This is a genomic window from Streptomyces durmitorensis, assembly GCF_023498005.1.
GTDB lineage: Bacteria > Actinomycetota > Actinomycetes > Streptomycetales > Streptomycetaceae > Streptomyces > Streptomyces durmitorensis.
This window is the reverse complement of sequence record NZ_CP097289.1, coordinates 1,501,465-1,519,457: the sequence shown is the minus strand read 5'-3', so window position 1 is coordinate 1,519,457 and position 17,993 is coordinate 1,501,465. Positions and strand designations below refer to the sequence as shown.

Genomic DNA, 17,993 nt, shown 5'->3' with positions numbered 1-17,993 from the left:
ATGGGTCGCACCGTGCGCCATCTCTTCATCGCCGGATGCGTGCTGCTCTGGCTGATCCCGCTCTACCTCCTCGTGGTCAACGCGCTGACGCCCGCCGCCGAGTACACCGGCAAGCCCGAATGGACCGTCCAGGGCTTCGACCTCGTCGAGAACCTCAGGACCGCCTGGAACGTGGCGGGCATCGGCGACAGCTTCCAGGCCTCGCTGCTCTACGCCGTGGTGTGCGGACTCGCCGCGGTGCTCATCGCGGCCATGGCGGCCTTCGCCGTCGTGGTCCTGCCGATCCCCAGGCCCGCCTTCTGGTTCTGGCTGATCTACTCCGGCACGCTCTTCCCGCTCCAGATGTTCCTCGCGCCGCTCTTCGGCCTGTACGCGGACGCCAACCTCTACGACACGCGGCTCGGGCTCATGCTGATCTACGCGGCGTGGGCGGTGCCGTTCGCGTTCTTCCTGATCCGCAATCAGATGACCACCATGCCACCCGAGTTGACCGAGGCGGCGCTCATCGACGGCGCGTCCTTCCGGCGGATCTTCTGGCGCATCCACGTCCCGCTGATGAAGGCGGGGCTCGCCGCGGCCTTCATCTTCCAGTTCACGGCCGTCTGGAACGACCTGCTCCTGGGCATCACGCTCAGCCGCAGCCCCGACGTCCAGCCGGTGATGGCCGCCCTGACCACCCTCAACAACGCCTACTCCTCGACGGGACCGCCCGTCATCCTGGCCGGCGCGCTGATCGTCTCCGCGCCCACGCTCCTCCTCTTCCTGGTGTTCCGCGGCCTGTTCCTGCGCGGCGTCACCGCATCCGCCCGCTGAGACCGCCGACCCGACCACCCTCCGGGAGAGAACCGCATGACGACACGGGCCCTCGTCCGCACCACCGACTGGGACAACGACCGGATACGCGACAGCCTGCGCTCCTCTGTCATCACCGCGGAGGGAAGCCTCGGCGGCAGCGCCCTGCGGCTCACGGAGGAACCGCTCCTGCGCAGGGCCGCGGGCGGCGACGGTCTCACGCAGTCGCTGCGGATCGAGGCGGTCAACGGGTCCGTCCTGCCTGCCGAGTTCACCGTCCGTACCGAGTCAGGGACCGCGCTGCCCGTCGAGCGGCTCCCCGGCCCCGGCGGCTCCGTACGCCTCATGGTGCCCGCCGTCGACACCGAGACCCGTCTCACCGTCTGCCTGCCGGACACCGCTGACGGCATCGACATCCGGCTCACCCCGCAGCGCCGGTGGACCCTCCACCTGGTCCACCACTCCCACCTCGACATCGGCTACACCGACCCCCAGGGCCACGTCCTGGCCGAACACCTCTCCTTCCTCGACTCCTGTCTGGAGCTGACCCGGGCCACCGACGACTGGCCTGCCGAGTCCCAATTCCGTTGGTGCGTCGAGTCGTTGTGGTCGTTCCAGCAGTGGGCGGACGCCCGGCCCGCCGAGCAGGTCGAGGAGTTCGTACGCCGCGTGCGCGAGGGACGCATCGAACTGACCGCCCTGCCGTTCAACCTGCACACCGAGACCTGCTCCACGGACGAACTGCACGAACTGCTCCGCCTCGCCCACGACGTGCGCGACCGGCACGGCGTCACGTTCACCTCCGCCATGCAGACCGACGTGCCGGGCGCGGTCGTCGGCCTGGTCGACGCCTTGTCCGCCGCCGGGGTCAAGTACCTCTCCGTCGCGCACAATTGGGCCGGACGCTCCGTGCCCCATCTGGTCGGCGGCGAGAAGCTGCCCCGCCTCTTCCGCTGGCGCGCCCCCAGCGGCAACAGCGTCCTCGTCTGGGTCACCGACACCCCGCACGGCCTCGCCTACATGGAAGGCCCGCTGCTCGGCTTCGACACCAACTACGCGGACGTCGACGACCTGCTGCCCGCCTATCTGACCTCCCTGGCCACGAACCCCTACCCCTACCGCGGCGGCATCTTCGGCTGGGCCATGGACCAGGCCGAGATCAAGCGCGAGCCCTACCCCTGGGACGTCCTCCACCTGCGCGTGCAGGGCAAGTTCGGTGACAACGCGCCGCCCCGCCGCATCATCGCCGACACCGTACGCCGCTGGAACGAGACCTGGGCCCACCCCCAGCTGCGGCTCTCGCGCAACGAGGACTTCTTCACCGACGCCGAGGCCAGGATCGGCGACGCGATACAGACCTTCGAGGGCGACTGGACCGACTGGTGGGTCGACGGAGTCGGTTCCGGTGCGCGGCCGCTCTCCCTGGCCCGCACCGCCCAGTCCGTGGTCGCCGACGCCCAGACCATCGGCACGTTCGCAGGCATCCTCGGCGCCACGGGGGCCGAGGACGACAGTGCGGACGCCGCCGGGGTCTACGAGGCGGTGTCGCTCTTCGACGAGCACACCTGGGGCGCCGGCGACCCGTGGACCCACGGCGACGAGGGCGGCCACTCCGGAGAACACCAGTGGCACTGGAAGTACGGGCAGGCGATGCGCGCGTACGACGACGGGAACGCGCTCCTGGGCAGGGCGAGCGCCCGGCTCGGGCAGCGGCTCGCGGCGACGCCGGGCGCCGCGGCGACGTACCACGTGCTCAACACCTGCTCCTGGCCGCGCACGGACGTCGTACGCGTCTTCCTGCCGGAGAGCAGCGTGCCGCTGGAACAGCCGGTGGCCGTGCACGATGCCCGCGACGGACGGCGGCTCGCCCACGAGGAGCAGCCGCAGACCAACGACGACCACCGGGACGCCGGACGGTTCCTGGCGGTGCGCGTGGCCGAGGTGCCGCCCGCTGGTTCGGTGCGCCTGGACATCACCGCAGACGCCGCGCGGACCGCCGACTGTTCGGCGGCCCCGGTCGTGAAGGCCGCCACCGGCTGGAACCCCACCGGGGGCACCGAACGCGATGACCCGGCGCGGACCGCCGCCGCGGCGCTCGCACGCCCTGAACCGACGCTCCTGGAGAACGAGCACCTCGCCGTACGCGTGGACCTTGCGCACGCGTGCATCGCCTCCGTCATCGACAAGGCGACAGGGCGCGAACTCGTCCGCCCCGACGCGACCGTCGGCTTCAACGGCTACATCCACGACAGCTACACCACCGCGGGAGCCTTCAACCACAACTCCAGCCGCACGACGGCCTCCGACCGTCTCGAACACCTCGGGAGCCGCGCCGTCGCCCCGCCCGCCGCGCTCATCGCCCGCACCTCCACCGCGACGGCCGAATCGATCACGTACGAGACCCGCCCGGCCGGGGCCAACCGGCTGCGCACCACCCTCACCCTGCCCGTGGGCGTGCCCCGCCTCGACATCGAGAACCGCATCGACAAGGACGCGACGCCGCGCAAGGAGAGCGCCTACTTCGCGTTCCCCTTCGCCTTCGACGAGCCGGTCGTCCGGATGGAGGCATCCGGCGGCGTGACCGGCACCTCCCTGCCCGTGGTGCCGGGTTCGGCGCTGCACATGCGGGCCGTACGCCGCTGGGTGACCCTCGCCGACGCGTCACTCGCGGTGGCCTGGTCCACGCAGGACGCGCCCCTGGTGCAGTTCGGCAACATCGCGCTGCCGTACGCGCCGTTCCCCAGGACGATGGGACACGACGAGCCCGCCACCGTCTTCTCCTGGATCCACAACAACCTGTGGGACACCAACTTCCCGAGCCAGCAGGGCTTCGAGTTCACCTACCGCTACAGCCTGGCCTGCGGCCCCACCGCCGACGGGCTCGGCCCCCGGACGGCCGCGGCCTGGAGCCGCCCGCTGCGGGCCGTGCGGGCCAGGGGAGCGGAGGGCGGCGGGCGGACGTCGTACTCCTTCGCCGACCTCGGGGACGAGCGGATCCGCCTGGTCGGTGTCACGGCGCCGGGGCCGGGCGATGTCCTGCTCCGGCTCCAGTCCTTCGCCCAGGAGCCCGTGGCCTGCCCGGTGCGGGTCCACTTCCCGGTCGCGGCAGCCCACAGCGCGGACTACCTGGGGTCGACCGGCGGTGAACTGCCCCTGTCCGACGGCCTGGTGACCGTCGACATCCCCGCCCTCGGCACGACCGCGGTGCTGTTCGTACGTCGTCTCTGAATCCCCCCGTGAAGAACCACCGCACGAAGGAGCACGCGTGTACCGGCTCGACCCGCGTTACCCCCCGGCACCGGGGACCGTACTGGCCGACGGCTGGGAGGCCGTCGCCGCCCAACTGCCGTCCGAGCCCGCAGTCGTGGCGATCGAAGGGCCACCGGCCGCCGACTGGCAGACCACCGCCGCCCGGCTCACCGCCGCCTGCTCCCTGCCCGTACGCGCCCTCGACATCCGTACGCGCTACGCGTCCCCCGCCGTGGTGCGGCGCCGCACCATGAGCGCCCCGGACGCCGACGATCCCTACTACTGCAAGCTCGCCGAGAACCCCCTGTCCGACCTGTTCGACGAACTCCCGCGGGACGACGGCGACCTGGAGGGTCTGCTGCTCGTCTACGGCCCCGGCGCCTCGCTGGTCCTGCACGACGTGCTCTGGTACGCCGATCTGCCCAAGCGGTACGCGGAGTCCGCCGTGACGGCCGGTGAGGCGGAGAACCTCGGACTGCCCGGTGAGCGGGCCGAGTTGAAGCGGCTCTTCTACGTGGACTGGCCGATGCTCGACCGCCACCGTGACGCGGTCGTCGGCCAACTGGACGGCTGGGTGGACGTGCAGGACCCCGGGCGGCCCGTCTTCCTGGACGGCGACGGACTGCGGGCGAGCTACGCCGCTCTCGCGCGGCGCCCCGTCCGCACCCGGCCCTTCTTCAACTCCACGCCCTGGGGCGGGCATTGGGGTCAGCGAGTGCTCGGCTTCGGCCCCGGCGCACGCAACACCGCCCTCGGCTACGAACTCATCGCCCCCGAAGCGGGCATCCTCATCGGACACGGCCCCGATGCCCAGGCGGAGGTGCCCTTCCAGCTCCTGTGCGTCCTGCACCCCGACGAGGTGCTCGGACCGGAGTCGCACGCCCGCTTCGGCACGTCCTTCCCGATCCGCTTCGACTATCTGGACACCGTGGGCGGCGGCAATCTGTCGGTGCACTGCCACCCCAAGGAGCCGTACATGCGGGAGCGGTTCGGCTGGCACTACACGCAGCACGAGACGTACTACATGACCCTCGGCAGCGCGGACACGCGCGTCTACCTCGGCCTGCGCGAGGACGCCGACCTCGCTCTCTTCCGCAAGGAGGTCGAGGAAGCGGCGCACGACGGGGTACCGATGGAGCCCGCGGACCACGTCATGACGTTCCCGGCCGAACAGGGCAGGCTCTTCATGATCCCGGCGGGCACCCCGCACGCGAGCGGCGCAGGCAACCTCGTACTGGAGATCAGCGCGACCCCGTACCTCTACAGCCTGCGCTTCTACGACTGGCTGCGGCCTGACGCCGACGGCAACCCGCGCCCCCTGCCCTACGAACACGGCCTCGCCAACCTGGACACGGAGCGGCGCGGCGAGGCGGTGGCCCGCGATCTGGTCCAGGAGCCGTACGTCCTGCGGCGCGGCGACGGCTGGTGCGAGGAACTGCTCGGGGCGCTCGACGAGATGTTCTACGAGGTGCGGCGCTACGCGCTCGACGCGGGCGCGGTCGCCGCCGACGACACGGCGGGACGGTTCCACGTCCTGAACGTGGTGGAGGGCGAAGGGGTCACCGTGCTGACCGCGGCGGGCGAGCGGCACGCGCTGTCGTACGCGGAGACGCTCACGGTGCCCGCGGCGGTCGGCGGATACCGCCTGGAGTCGCGGGGAGGCCCGGCCAAGGTGGTGAAGGCGCTCGTGCGCGACCGCCGTGCCACGGGCGCGAGCCCCTCGTGAGAGCCGTCCTGGAGATCGGCGGCACCCATGTCACCGCCGCTCTGGTGGACCCGCTGCGCACACGCGTGAGGCGGCGGATCCGGCGGCCGCTCGACGCGCGGGGCAAGGCCGAGCACATACTCGGCACGGTCGTGCGCTGCGCCGGGGAGCTCCGGGCGCCCGCGGGGCAGGTGTGGGCCGCTGCCGTGCCGGGACCCTTCGACCACGAGAAGGGGATCGCCCGCTTCGAGGGGGTGGGGAAGTTCGACGACCTGTACGGCATCGATGTGCGCTCGGTGCTCATCGACGGCGTGTGGCCGAGACCCACGGACGTGGTGTTCCTCAACGACGCGCACGCGTTCGCGCTCGGGGAGTGGCGCGCGGGAGCCGCGGCCGGTCATCGGCGCTGTGTCGGGATCACCCTGGGGACGGGGGTGGGATCGGCTTTCCTCACGGACGGCGCCGTGCGCCGCGAAGGCCCCGGCGTGCCGCCTGAGGGCCGCGTCGACCTGCTGACCTGGGCAGGCGCCCCGCTGGAGCACTCCGTCTCCCGGCGCGCGATCCTCGCCCGCTACGGCGGCCATGACGTGGATGTGCGGGACATCGCCGTGCGGGCGCGGGAGGGCGAGCGGTGGGCGGGGCAGGTCCTCGCCGAGGCCCTCGCGGCCCTCGGCGCCGTCATCGCCCCGTGCGTACGCGACTTCGACGCGTCGGCGCTCGTCGTCGGCGGCGCCATGGCGCTCTCCTGGGACCTGGTCGGCCCGGCCATCGGCACCGGCCTCGGGGATACTCCGGTGAGAGCGCGCCCCGGCACGCTGGGCGCGGACGCGGCGCTGATCGGGGCGGCGGAGTTCGTGGGGGCCGCCCGGCGGTGAGGCGGCCCCCAGGGAAAGGACAGACGTGACGATGCCCGAACCGCGTCCCCCCGCGGACGGCCCGCCCACCCTGCGGGACGTCGCCGAGCGGGTGGGAGTCAGCGCGATGACCGCGTCCAGGGCCCTGCGCGACGACTCGCGCGTGCTCCCCGCCACCCGGGAGCGCATCCGCGCCGCCGCCGCGGAGCTCGGCTACCGGCCCAACGAAGTGGCCCGCAGCCTGCGCCTCGGCCGCGGCACGGGCCTGGTCGGACTCGTCGTCACGAACCTGGCCAACCCCTTCTACTCACGCCTTGCCCTCGGCGTGGACTCCGTCATCGTGGACGACGGCTTCAAGACCGTCATCGGCAACACCGGCCAGGACCTGGACAGCGAGCGTGAACTCGTCGCCGACCTGGTGGCCCGCCGCGTCGACGGCATCATCGCCGTCCCCGCATCGGCCGATCAGCGCCATCTGGCCGCCGCCGCGGCCGACGGCGTCCCCGTGGTGCTCGCCAGCAGGCCGCCCGAGGGGTTCGACGCCGACTGCGTCCTGGTCGACGACTTCGGCGGGGCTCTGGCCGCCACCGCCCGGCTGATCACCCGCGGCCACCGCCGCATCGGCTTCCTCGGCTCACCGCCCGCCGTCTACACCGGCACCGAGCGCCTGCGCGGGTACGCCGCGGCCCTCGCCGCCCACGGCCTGCCCTACGACGAACGCTACGTACGGCAAGGGCAGACCGAACCGCGCGAGGCACGCCGCGCGGCGGCCGAACTCCTCGCGCTGCCCGAGCCGCCCAGCGCGCTGTTCTGCTCCAACAACCGCAACACGATCGGGGCGTTCCGCGCCCTGCGCGCGTCCGGCACCGACACCGCGCTCGCGGGCTTCGACGACTTCGAACTGGCCGACGCGCTCGGCCTGCCGATCACCCTCGTCGCGTACGACAGCGACGAGCTGGGCCGGGTGGCGGGACGCCTCCTCGCCGACCGGATGCGGGGGAGGGGTTCCGACTCCGGGAAGAAGCCCGAACCCGGCCCCGCGCGACGCATCGTGACACGCACCAGCCTGGTGGAGTACGGGAGTTGAGTGGTGTGCGGTGGCCGGTCTCAGGCGACCGGAGCGGGAGGCGTGGCCGAGGGCCGGGCGCCTGCCGAGCGGCGGCCGAGGACGGGTTCGGCCACCCAGCGCGCGGGACCGCAGAGGGTCTGGCCGTGCCGGGCGAAGAGGTCGTCGCGTGAGTCGAAGTGCCCCAGGTCCGCCAGGACATGGGCCGAGAGGTCGCAGGATGGCGTGTCGGCCGCGCAGGCCGTCGCTCCGTCCCGGGCCGTCGCTCCGTCCCAGTCGACCGCCGTCCGGGACAGCGCCTCGAAGAGCGTCTCCGCCCCTTCGTTCGTGAAGCCGCCGGCGCGGCGCTCGCTCAACTCGTCAAGGCCGCCGAAGAGTTCGGACACCGGGAGCCACGGGACCGTGGCCGCCCGGCCGTGCGACGGCTCGTCGAGGCGGAACTCCGGCCACGCCAGCAGGACCTGCTCGGGGACGAGCCGTCGAAGGTGCGGGAAGCGCGCGTGCCAGAACGCGCCGTCCACGCGCAGGCCGCGCACCCGGGTGGCGACGCCGGACGCCCGCGCCACGGACTCCAGGATCGCGAGCCGCTGACTGCACGAGCCCCGGCCGCGCCGCAGCACCTCCGACACCGGCCGTTGGTCGTGCACCGAGTACACCGGCCGTACGGTCGCGGCGATCCGTCCGTGCGCCCGGCGCAGGGTGGCCAACTGGTCGGAGGGGCGCGATGAGCCGGGCAACGCGGGGGATCCGGGCGCGGCGGCCCCGACGCTCCGGATGAGTTTGGCGACGCGCGGGTGGCGCCAGTCGAGTATCCGCGTCGGCGCCGTGCTCCCCGCCGCATCGGCCCGTGGGCGCGGTGGCATCACGCCTGACCGTCCGGTGTCGCTGTTGGTGCCGGTGCCGGTGCCGGTGCCGGTGCCGGTGCCGGTGCCGGTGTCGCTGTTGGTGCAGGTTCTGCTTCGGCGCCCGCGCGGCGGCGTTGGCGCGACGCCCGCAGGTTCGCGGCGTTTCCGCAGCCGCGGGTGGAGTGCCACACGCCGCTGTTGTTGCGGGAGCGGTCGTAGAACGCCGTGGCGCAGCGTTCGTTGCGGCAGATCTTCAGGCGCCGCCACTCTCCGGTCGTCTGGGCGAGCAGTGCCTCGCACAGCACGGCGGACGTCAGCCAGCGCCAGCCCTCACCCTCGGGCTCGGTGGTCAGGGCCGCGTCGCCATGCAGGTTGACCTGGAGGGCGCACGAGGTGAAGCGCGCGGTCTCGCCGCTCGTCGTGCCGCACCGCGAGAGCAGGGCCCGGCGCAGCTGTTCGCGCAGCTGCCGCAGCTTGGGAAGGTCCTCTTCGGTGAGCGTGAGCCGCACCGCCGTGCGGCCCGTCGCCTCGGCCCAGGCGGGAAGCGCCACGGAGACCCAGCCCTGCGCTGCGGCCACGTCCCCGAGGAGGTCGGCATCGGGTCCGCCGCCGGAGGGCGCGGTGTTCAGGATGTCCTGCACGAGCCCCAGGCCGCCGGGGACGGCGGTGGGGAAATAGCGCTCGGTGGCAGGCCAGGTCATGCGCATATCGTACGCGACCGCGGGCGACAGCAGCGTATGGGCTTAGCTGCCGTCGCCGCGCATACGGTGTCAGGTCGCGCCGCGAGGGCGGTCCCGGCAGGTGCCGAGGCCGCCCTCGGGTGGCTGTCGCTCAGGCCAGGCTCTTGAGCAGCGACTTGTCGAAGGGCAGCGCGTCACCGAGGCGGTTCTCCAGGGCCTTGGCCGCCCACTCCGGGTCGGCGATGAGGGCGCGGCCCACCGCCACCAGGTCGAACTCGTCCCGCTCCATGCGGTCGATGAGCGGCTCGATGCCGGTGGACGCGGACGGCGCGGCCCAGCCCTTCGGACCGATGAACTCCTGGTCGAGGCCGACCGAGCCCACGGTGATCACCGGCTTGCCGGACACCTTCTTGACCCAGCCCGCGAGGTTGAGGTCGCTGCCCTCGAACTCCGGGAGCCAGTAGCGGCGGGTGGAGGCGTGCAGCACGTCGACGCCCGCGTTCACCAGCGGCGTGAGCAGGCGCTCCAGCTCCTCGGGGGACTCGGCGAGCTGCGCGTCGTAGCTGCCGGCCTTCCACTGCGAGAGCCGGAAGACGATGGGGAAGTCGGGCGAGACGGCGGCGCGCACGGCCGCGACGATCTCGGCGGCGAAGCGGGTGCGGGACTCGATGTCGCCGCCGTAGCCGTCCGTACGCCGGTTGGTGCGCTCCCAGAGGAACTGGTCGATCAAATAGCCGTGCGCACCGTGCAGTTCGACGCCGTCGAAGCCGATGCGCTCGGCGGCGGCCGCGGCGTCGGCGAACGCCCGGATCACGTCGTCGAGGTCGTCGGCCGTCAGCGCGCTGCCCTTGGGCTGCCCGTCGAGGCCGATCGCGGAGGGGCCCGCCGGGGGAGCGGAGGGCACCGGGCCCGTGCCCTCGTCGCGCGTGATGCCGACGTGCCAAAGCTGCGGAATGATCTTCCCGCCCGCCGCGTGCACGGCGTCGGCCACCTTGCGCCAGCCTTCGAGGGCGTCGTCACCGTAGAAGCGCGGGACCCGGTCGCTCGTACCGGCCGACGCGTGATCGACGTACGTCCCCTCGGTGATGATCAGGCCGACGCCGGCGGCGGCCCGGCGGGCGTAGTACTCCGCCACGTCCGCCCCCGGCACGCCGCCCGGCGAGAACTCCCTGGTCATCGGTGCCATCACGATGCGGTTGGGCAGGTTGAGGCTGCCGACGCCGAAGGGGCGGTCGAGGGTCTGGGGGGTGCGTGCGGTCTGCGACGCCGAGGTCATGCGTCCTCCTGGCAGGGAACGAGGGGTGCGATCATCCTGCGATCGATGACGTAAGCGTACGCGCTTTACTCATGTCGCTTTCCGGAGGGCCCCGCAGCAGGACCGAACCGCCGGACGGCGGCTTCGGCCGCCCCCGGTCGCGGCCTTCGCGCCCCGTACGAGGCCGGGGGCCCGGAACGAGGCGAGAATGGAGGGATCGGCACAGGCCGTCAGGCCGTCAGGCCGTCACTGTCCACGATCGGAGTCGGTGTTGCTGTTCCAGCGCGACGTGCTCAACGGCATCGCGGCCGGTGAGATCGATCTGGCCTTCCGGCGCTGGCGCAGGCCCGCGGTGCGCCCCGGTACCGAGCTGCGGACCGCGGTCGGCGTCCTGGTGGTCGGCGCGGTGGAGAGCGTGCCGGAGTCGGCGGTCACCGACCGCGACGCACGCCGGGCGGGGTTCGCCGACCGGGACCGGCTGCTCGCCGACCAGCGGCCGGGCGCGGACCGGCGGCTCTACCGGATCGGGGTCCGCATCGCCGGTGACGACCCGCGGATCCGGCTGCGCCAGGACACGGACGCGCCCACCGCTGAACTCGACGAGATCGTCGCGGAGCTCGCCCGTATGGACGCCCGGAGCCGACGGGAGCCGTGGACCGCGCGGATCCTTGAGCTGATCGACGATCAACCAGGCGTACGCGCGGCCGAGTTGGCCGCTGAGCTGGGCAGAAAGACGCAGCCCTTCAAGGCGGACGTACGCAAGCTCAAGGAGCGCGGTCTCACCGAGTCCCTGGAGACGGGGTACCGGCTCTCGCCCCGAGGGCGGCTGGTGCTCGGTCATCTGCGGGCCTGAGGCAGGCCGACGCTGACCGAACCTCCGTGCGGGCGACGGAAATACGCGGTCGCGTGGGAGAATTCGCCGCGTGGACGGGGGGATCCTCGAGCGGGATCTTGAGCTGGCTCGACTGACCGCCGCCGCACGGGAAGCGGCCGACGGAGCGGGTTCGGTGGCGCTCGTCTTCGGTGAGGCGGGGATCGGCAAGTCGAGCCTCGTGAACGCCCTGCCGGGTGCGCTGTCCGCGCAGGCCAGAGTGCTTGTCGGGCAGTGCGACGACCTCGCGACACGGCGCCCGCTCGGCCCCTTCCGCGACCTGGTCGGCAGTGTGCGCACCGAGCTGGCGCAGGCGGTGACAGAGGGCGGCGACCGGCATCGGGTGTACGACGCGCTGCGGGCCGAGCTGGGCGATCCGCCGCACCCGACGGTCCTCGTCGTAGAGGACGTGCACTGGGCTGACGAGGCCTCCCTCGACGCGCTGCGGTTCCTCGTACGCCGTGTGGACCGGATGCCCGCGGTCCTTGTGCTGACCTACCGTGACGACGAGTTGAGCCGCGAGCACCCCCTGCGGCACCTCCTGGGCCAGGTGTCGCGGGCGGCGCGCGTGCACCGCGTCCCCCTGCCGCGCCTTTCGCGGAGCGCCGTGCGCACGCTGAGCGCGGCCAGCCGCCTCGATCCCGCGCAGGTGTACGCCGTGACGTCCGGCAACCCCTTCTACGTCGCCGAGGTCGTCGCGGCGGGCGGCACCGGGGACGTGCCGCCGACCGTGGTCGACGCCGTCCTCGCCCGGCTGCGCGGCCTCGACGACACCGCGCGTGACGCGCTCGAACAGCTCGCCGTGCTGCCGTCGGCGGTCGAGCGCCCCCTGACCGACGCCCTTCTGGCGGACGGTGTCTGCCAGTTGACCGCGGCAGAACGGCGCGGGCTGCTCGTCGTGACCCCCGAGCGCGTGGTGTTCCGGCACGAGATCATCCGGCGCGCCATCGCCGACTCGCTGCCCGCCGCGCGGCGGATCGAGCTCAACCGCAAGGTGCTCACCGTCCTGGTCGCGCAGCCCGGCGCCGACTCCTCGCGCATCGTCCACCACGCCGCCCAGGCGGGCGACCAGGACGCCATCGCGCGCTACGGACCCGACGCCGCCAGGGACGCGGCCCGCACCGGCGCCCACCGGGAGGCCGCCGCCCAGCTGCGCCTCGTCCTGCGGCAGCGCAGACGCTACGGCCCGGCCGAACTCGCCGACCTCCTGGAGCGGTTCGCCGTGGAGAGTTACACCATCGCCGACTCCCCGGCCGCCGTCAGCGCCCAGCGCGAAGCCGTCGCCCTGCGCCGCTCGCTGGGCGACCTGCGGGCGCTCGGCGCCGATCTGCGCTGGCTGTCCCGGATCCACTGGTGGGCGGGCGACGCGGACGCGGCGCAGGAGGCCGCGAGGGAAGCCATCGACGTACTCGAACAGGCCGGGGACGAGCGGCTGTTGGCGCTCGCGCTCAGCAACACCTCGCAGCTGCGCATGCTCTCCGACCGGTACGCCGAGGCCATCGGCTACGGCGAGCGCGCGATCACCCTGGCCCGGCGCACCGGCGACGCGGCGATCCTCTCCCACGCCCTGAACAACGTGGGCACCGCACGCTGGCGCGGCGGCGACCCGCTGGGGCGCCCGCAGCTGGAGGAGAGCCTGGCGGTCGCGCTGAAGGCGGACGAGGCCGAGCACGCCTGCCGCGCCTACGCCAACGTCATCTGGACGCTCCTGGAGAACCTCCGGTTCACGGAGGCGGACCACTTCCTGGCGCCCGCCATGGAGTTCGCGGACCGCACGGAGCATCTGGGGTTCCTGCGCTACCTCCAAGTGGAGCTGGCCCTGCGGCAGTTCGCTGCGGGCAAGTGGGACGAGGCCGAGAAGCACGCCGAGTCCGGCGACGCCCAGGAGTTCCCGCCCGCCCGCTGCCCCGCCCTGACCGTCCTCGCCCGCGTGCGGATCCGGCGCGGCGCCGAGGGCGGCGACGAACTGCTCGCGCAGGCCTGGGAGGTGGCCGCGCGGACCCGGGAGCTCCAGCGCACGGCCCCGGTCGCGGCGGCACGGGCGGAGGCGGCGTGGCTGCGCGGCGACCACGCGGCCGTGATCGACGCCGTCGGCCCCCTGTATGTACAGGCGCGCGGCCTGGCGGCGACACCGTACCGCGCGGAGCTCGGCCACTGGCTGACCATGGCCGGGCACCCCGTCCCCGCCGACGACGCGGACCACCCGTACGCCTTGCAGGCCGCCGGGCAGTGGCGCCTGGCCGCCGAGGCCTGGTGGGCGGCGGGCTGCCCCTACGAACACGCCGCCGCCCTGGCGCAGAGCCCCGACCCGGCGGACAAGCTCACCGCGCTCGCAGGACTCGACGCCCTTGGCGCCGAACCCCTGTCCCGGATCGTCCGCGCCGACCTGCGCGCCCTCGGCGTCGCCCGGATCCCGCGCGGCCCGCACGCGGCTACCCGCCGCAACCCCGCGGGCCTCACCGGCCGCCAGCTCCAGGTCGGACGGCTCCTGGCACAGGGCCTGACCAACATCGAGATCGCCGGGCGGCTCTTCCTGTCCGTGCGCACGGTCGACAACCACGTCCGTGCGGTCCTGGAGAAGCTCGGCGCCCGCACCCGGCGCGACGTCGCCGCCCGCGCCGCGCAGCTGGGGGTCGAAATCGGCCGCGAAAAGTAGGCAATCGCCGGACCCGAGCTGGGTGGCGGGCACGGATACCGGTGCGCGTCGGGCGGCACTAGAACGGGCTGATCGGATGCACCGATCCAACGGGGGAGCACATGTCCATCACGCCCGCACAGGCAGCACGCAGCGAACTGGCAGGATTCAAGGGTGAGTTGACGGGCCCGGACGACGCCGGGTACGACGAGGCGCGCGCCGTCTACAACGCGATGGCCGACAAGCGCCCCGCGCTCGTCGCCCGCTGCACCGACGCCGACGACGTGTCCCGCGTCATCGGCTTCGCCCGCGCCCACGGCCTGCCGCTCGCGGTCCGCGGCGGCGGCCACCACGGAGCGGGCCTCGGCACCGTCGACGGCGGCGTGGTCGCCGACCTGTCACCGCTCAAGTCGATCGAGGTCGACGCACCGGCCCGCACGGTACGCGTCGGCGGCGGCTGCGTCTGGAGCGAGGTGGACCGCGCCACGCACGAGCACGGCCTGGCCACGCCGAGCGGCATCATCTCCTCGACCGGCGTCGGCGGGCTCACCCTCGGCGGCGGTCTCGGCCACCTCACCCGCAGGTTCGGGCTGAGCATCGACAACGTCCTGGAGGCCGACCTCGTCCTGTCCGACGGCCGCCAGGTGCGGGCGAGCGCCGACGAGAACGCCGACCTCTACTGGGCGATCCGGGGCGGCGGCGGCAACTTCGGCGTCGTCACCTCCTTCCTCTTCCGGCTCCACGAGCTGAGCACGGTCGTCGCGGGCCCCACCTTCTGGCCCGCCGAGCAGGGTGCCGAAGTCCTCGCCGCCTACCGCGACTTCCTGCCGGACGCGCCGCGCGAGGTGAACGGCTTCTTCATGTACGGCACCGTGCTGCCTGCTCCGCCCTTCCCCGAGCACCTCCACCTGCGCAAGGTCTGCGGCGTCGTGTGGTGTCACACCGTCGCGGACCCCGATGCGGCGGCGCACGCGATGGCGCCCCTGCTCGACGCGCTGCCCGAACCGCTGCTGCACGCCGTGGGCGAGATGCCGCACCCCGTGCTCCAGTCCATGTTCGACGGGCTCTACCCGCCCGGCGACCAGTGGTACTGGCGCGCGGACTTCGTCGACACGATCCCGGATGACGCCGTCGCCCTGCACGCCAAGTTCGGCCCCGAGGTGCCGACCATGAAGTCGACGATGCACCTGTACCCCATCGACGGCGCCGCGCACGACCCCAGCTCCACGGACACCGCCTGGAGCTACCGCGGCGCTCGCTGGGCCTGCGTCTACGCGGGAGTGGACGCAGACCCGGCAGGCGCCGACCTCATCAAGCGCTGGACCGTCGACTACTTCGACGCACTGCACCCGTACTCGGCGGGCGGCGCCTACGTGAACATGATGATGGACGAGGGGCAGGAGCGCGTACGGGCCAGCTACCGCGACAACTACGCGCGCCTGGCCCGCGTCAAGGCCGCGTACGACCCGGACAACGTCTTCCGCCTGAACCAGAACATCGAACCCGACCCGCGCGGGCCCGCGTAACCCCGGCGGCCCGCCCGGCGCGCCGCCGGGCGGCGGGGACCGTAGCGTGATCGTCATGTGCTGGAGCGCGACGGCCGATCTCGTGGCGGGCGCGGGCATCGCCGCCGTCGGGGTCGCGTGTGTCACCCGGGCGGCTCGCGGTGCCCGCCCGGGTGACCTGCCGCTCGCGGCGCTCCCGCTGCTGCTCGGAGCGCACCAGATCATCGAGGCCCAGGTGTGGCGGGACGAGGGCGGCACGGGCCCCGCCACCGTCGCCTGGGCCGTGATCGCCATGCCGCTGCTCGCGCTGTGGATGCCCGTGGCGGTGCTGGGCGCGGCACCGCGTAGCGCACGCCGCCGCCTGCTGATCCCGCTCGCGGCGGGCATCGCGACGGCGGCGGCGCTCTCCTACAGCCTGGCGACCCGCACCGTGACGGCCGAGATCCGCGGCCACACGGTCGGGTACTCGCTCGGCCTTCCCCAGCCCGAGCTGATCGTCGCCGGATACCTCGTCGCCACCATCGGCTCCCTGCTCCTCTCCGGCGACCGGGGCCTCGTCCTTTTCGGCGTCCTGGTCGCCGTCGGGGCGGCGGTGTGCGTGGCGCTGTGGCAGCGGGAGTACATCTCCACGTGGTGCGCGTTCGCGGCGGTCTGCTCGGTGGTCCTGTACTTCTGGGTCAGAAGGCGTTCTCGTCCAGCTCGACGGCGGTCCGGTCCAGGCTCTCCAGGAGCGTGAACTGGGCCTCGGTCTTGGGCAGTTCATGGCGGAAGAAGTAGCGGCAGGCGCCGCGCTTGCCCGCGTGGACGTCCTCGGTGCCCGCTTCGGCCGCGAGCAGCTGCTCCAGCCACATCCAGGCGACGACCACGTGCCCGACCGCCTCCAGGTAGACGGACGCGTTGGCCAGGGCCGTCCGCGGGTCACCGGTCGACCAGAGCTTCCCGGTCGCGGAAGCCACCCGGCGTACGGACGCGTCGAGCGCCGCCGCGTACTCGGCGGCGTCACCGCCGGCCTCCGTGGCGCGGGCGGTGGTCTCCGCGATGCGCGCGCCGAGCAGCGCGAGACCCGCGCCGCCCTTCATGACGACCTTGCGGCCGAGCAGATCGAGGCCGTGGATGCCGTGCGTGCCCTCGTGGATGGGGTTGAGGCGGTTGTCGCGGTAGAACTGCTCGACGTTGTACTCGCGCGTGTAGCCGTACCCGCCGTGCACCTGGATCGCCAGGTCGTTGGCCTCCAGGCACCACTGCGACGGCCAGGTCTTGGCGATGGGCGTGAGCACGTCGAGCAGCAGCTCGGCCTCCTCGCGCGCCTGCTGCGAGGCGCCGGTGTGCTGCTCGTCCAGCAGCCGCCCGCAGTACAGGTTGAGCGCCAACGCGCCCTCCACGTACGCCTTCTGGGCGAGGAGCATCCGGCGGACGTCGGCGTGCTCGATGATCGGGACCTGCGGCGACGCGGGGTTCTTGGCGGCCGGCGGACGGCCCTGCGGGCGGCTGCGCGCGTAGTCCAGGGCGTGCAGATAGCCGGTGTAGCCGAGCGCGGTGGCACCGAGGCCCACGCCGATCCGGGCCTCGTTCATCATGTGGAACATGTACGCGAGGCCGTGGTTCGCCTCCCCGATGAGGTGGCCGACCGCGCCGGGCTCACCGCCGGGCCGGTGGGCGCCCTCGCCGAAGTTCAGGAGGGTGTTCGTGGTCCCTCGGTAGCCCATCTTGTGGTTGAGGCCCGCGAGCACGACGTCATTGCGCTCGCCCAGGGCACCGTCGTCGCCGACCAGGACCTTGGGCACGATGAACAGCGAGAGGCCTTTCACGCCGGGCGGGCCGCCGGGGATGCGGGCGAGCACCAGATGCACGATGTTCTCCGAGAGCTCGTGCTCACCGCCGGAGATCCACATCTTGTTCCCGAAGAGGCGGTACGTCCCGTCCTCCTGCTCCTGGGCCCGCGTCGCCACATCGGCGAGCGACGATCCGGCCTGCGGCTCCGACAGACACATCGTCCCCAGGAAGCGGCCCTCGACCATCGGGCGTACGAAGGTCTCGATCTGCTCCTTCGACGCGTGCGCGAGGAGGAGATTGGCGTTGCCCATGGTCAGGAAGGGGTAAGCGGCCGTGCCGACGTTCGCCGCCTGGAACCACGCGAAACAGGCCTGCGCCACCACGGCGGGCAGCTGCCCGCCGCCGATCTCGTGGTCCATGGCACTGGCCAGGAGCCCCGAGTCCCCGAAGACCCGCAGGGCCTCCTTGACCTCGGGGATGATGTGCACCCGCTCACCGTCGAAGGTGGGCTCCTGGGCGTCGTTCTTCTTGTTGTGCGGGGCGAAGTGCCGCGTGGCGATCTGCTCGCTCAGCTCCAGTGCGGCGTCGAACGTCTCGCGGGAGTGGTCCGCGTAGCGCTCCCGGGCGGTGAGCGCGGGCACGTCGAGCCACTCGTACAGCAGGAACTCGAGATCGCGGCGGGAAAGGAGCAGGGATGCCATGCGGATTCTCCATGCGGTGACGGCGGTACCGATCCCGGGGCAGGGAGCCCCGCACACCCGAT

General features: G+C 72.9%; 13 protein-coding genes. 9 read left to right on the top strand and 4 right to left on the bottom strand.

The annotated features are described in order from the left end of the window. Genes M4V62_RS07055 through M4V62_RS07035 form a run of 5 tightly spaced genes read left to right on the top strand, consistent with a single transcriptional unit; the run spans nucleotide 1 to nucleotide 7,687 of the window. Entirely contained in the window at nucleotides 1-813 is an 813-nt protein-coding gene (locus M4V62_RS07055) for a carbohydrate ABC transporter permease (RefSeq protein WP_249586363.1), read from the top strand. Between the two features lie 36 nt (nucleotides 814-849). Continuing rightward, a complete protein-coding gene (locus M4V62_RS07050; protein WP_249586362.1) occupies nucleotides 850-4,020 on the top strand; it encodes a glycoside hydrolase family 38 N-terminal domain-containing protein in 3,171 nt (1,056 codons plus the stop codon). A 37-nt stretch (nucleotides 4,021-4,057) separates the two neighbouring features. Beyond that, nucleotides 4,058-5,767 carry a class I mannose-6-phosphate isomerase gene (locus tag M4V62_RS07045; protein WP_249586361.1) on the top strand — a complete coding sequence of 570 codons (1,710 nt, stop codon included), beginning with the start codon at nucleotides 4,058-4,060 and terminating at the stop codon, nucleotides 5,765-5,767. Continuing rightward, nucleotides 5,764-6,621, top strand: a complete 858-nt coding sequence (locus M4V62_RS07040; RefSeq protein ID WP_249586360.1) for an ROK family protein — start codon at nucleotides 5,764-5,766, stop codon at nucleotides 6,619-6,621. The genes M4V62_RS07045 and M4V62_RS07040 overlap by 4 nt, the downstream gene beginning before the upstream one ends. A 31-nt stretch (nucleotides 6,622-6,652) precedes the next feature. Further along, nucleotides 6,653-7,687 carry a LacI family DNA-binding transcriptional regulator gene (locus M4V62_RS07035; RefSeq protein WP_249586359.1) on the top strand — a complete coding sequence of 345 codons (1,035 nt, stop codon included), beginning with the start codon at nucleotides 6,653-6,655 and terminating at the stop codon, nucleotides 7,685-7,687. Between the two features lie 20 nt (nucleotides 7,688-7,707). Here M4V62_RS07035 and M4V62_RS07030 read toward each other — a convergent pair whose 3' ends face one another. From M4V62_RS07030 to M4V62_RS07020, 3 genes are all read right to left on the bottom strand, one after another. Beyond that, entirely contained in the window at nucleotides 7,708-8,529 is an 822-nt protein-coding gene (locus M4V62_RS07030; RefSeq protein ID WP_249586358.1) for a transglutaminase domain-containing protein, read from the bottom strand. Next, nucleotides 8,529-9,212: a CGNR zinc finger domain-containing protein gene (locus M4V62_RS07025; RefSeq protein ID WP_249586357.1), complete on the bottom strand. Its 684-nt coding sequence runs from the start codon at nucleotides 9,210-9,212 to the stop codon at nucleotides 8,529-8,531. The genes M4V62_RS07030 and M4V62_RS07025 overlap by 1 nt, the downstream gene beginning before the upstream one ends. A 130-nt stretch (nucleotides 9,213-9,342) precedes the next feature. Further along, nucleotides 9,343-10,467: an NADH:flavin oxidoreductase gene (locus tag M4V62_RS07020; protein WP_249586356.1), complete on the bottom strand. Its 1,125-nt coding sequence runs from the start codon at nucleotides 10,465-10,467 to the stop codon at nucleotides 9,343-9,345. Nucleotides 10,468-10,714: 247 nt separating this feature from the next. Between M4V62_RS07020 and M4V62_RS07015 the strand changes: the two genes are divergently transcribed. The 4 genes from M4V62_RS07015 to M4V62_RS07000 all read left to right on the top strand — a co-directional run bounded on the left by M4V62_RS07015 (nucleotide 10,715) and on the right by M4V62_RS07000 (nucleotide 16,193). Next, the gene (locus M4V62_RS07015; RefSeq protein ID WP_249586355.1) at nucleotides 10,715-11,299 is read left to right on the top strand and encodes a hypothetical protein; all 585 of its coding nucleotides are present in this window, start codon (nucleotides 10,715-10,717) and stop codon (nucleotides 11,297-11,299) included. A 70-nt stretch (nucleotides 11,300-11,369) separates the two neighbouring features. Beyond that, a complete protein-coding gene (locus tag M4V62_RS07010) occupies nucleotides 11,370-13,973 on the top strand; it encodes an ATP-binding protein (RefSeq protein WP_249586354.1) in 2,604 nt (867 codons plus the stop codon). A gap of 101 nt (nucleotides 13,974-14,074) precedes the next feature. Next, a complete protein-coding gene (locus M4V62_RS07005) occupies nucleotides 14,075-15,478 on the top strand; it encodes an FAD-binding oxidoreductase (RefSeq protein WP_249586353.1) in 1,404 nt (467 codons plus the stop codon). 55 nt (nucleotides 15,479-15,533) lie between these two features. Continuing rightward, on the top strand, nucleotides 15,534-16,193 hold the full coding sequence (locus tag M4V62_RS07000) for a DUF6629 family protein (RefSeq protein ID WP_249586352.1): 660 nt from the start codon (nucleotides 15,534-15,536) through the stop codon (nucleotides 16,191-16,193). Here M4V62_RS07000 and M4V62_RS06995 read toward each other — a convergent pair. Then, nucleotides 16,135-17,931 carry an acyl-CoA dehydrogenase gene (locus tag M4V62_RS06995; RefSeq protein ID WP_249586351.1) on the bottom strand — a complete coding sequence of 599 codons (1,797 nt, stop codon included), beginning with the start codon at nucleotides 17,929-17,931 and terminating at the stop codon, nucleotides 16,135-16,137. The two genes, M4V62_RS07000 and M4V62_RS06995, sit on opposite strands and share 59 nt — an antisense overlap. Between the last annotated feature and the right edge of the window lie 62 nt (nucleotides 17,932-17,993).

Coding starts and splice junctions, on each gene's coding strand:
- M4V62_RS07055 (WP_249586363.1), top strand. CDS start 1: ATGGGTCGCACCGTGCGCCATCTCTTCATCGCCGGATGCGTGCTGCTC.
- M4V62_RS07050 (WP_249586362.1), top strand. CDS start 850: ATGACGACACGGGCCCTCGTCCGCACCACCGACTGGGACAACGACCGG.
- M4V62_RS07035 (WP_249586359.1), top strand. CDS start 6,653: ATGCCCGAACCGCGTCCCCCCGCGGACGGCCCGCCCACCCTGCGGGAC.
- M4V62_RS07030 (WP_249586358.1), bottom strand. CDS start 8,529: ATGCCACCGCGCCCACGGGCCGATGCGGCGGGGAGCACGGCGCCGACG.
- M4V62_RS07025 (WP_249586357.1), bottom strand. CDS start 9,212: ATGACCTGGCCTGCCACCGAGCGCTATTTCCCCACCGCCGTCCCCGGC.
- M4V62_RS07020 (WP_249586356.1), bottom strand. CDS start 10,467: ATGACCTCGGCGTCGCAGACCGCACGCACCCCCCAGACCCTCGACCGC.
- M4V62_RS07005 (WP_249586353.1), top strand. CDS start 14,075: ATGTCCATCACGCCCGCACAGGCAGCACGCAGCGAACTGGCAGGATTC.
- M4V62_RS07000 (WP_249586352.1), top strand. CDS start 15,534: ATGTGCTGGAGCGCGACGGCCGATCTCGTGGCGGGCGCGGGCATCGCC.
- M4V62_RS06995 (WP_249586351.1), bottom strand. CDS start 17,931: ATGGCATCCCTGCTCCTTTCCCGCCGCGATCTCGAGTTCCTGCTGTAC.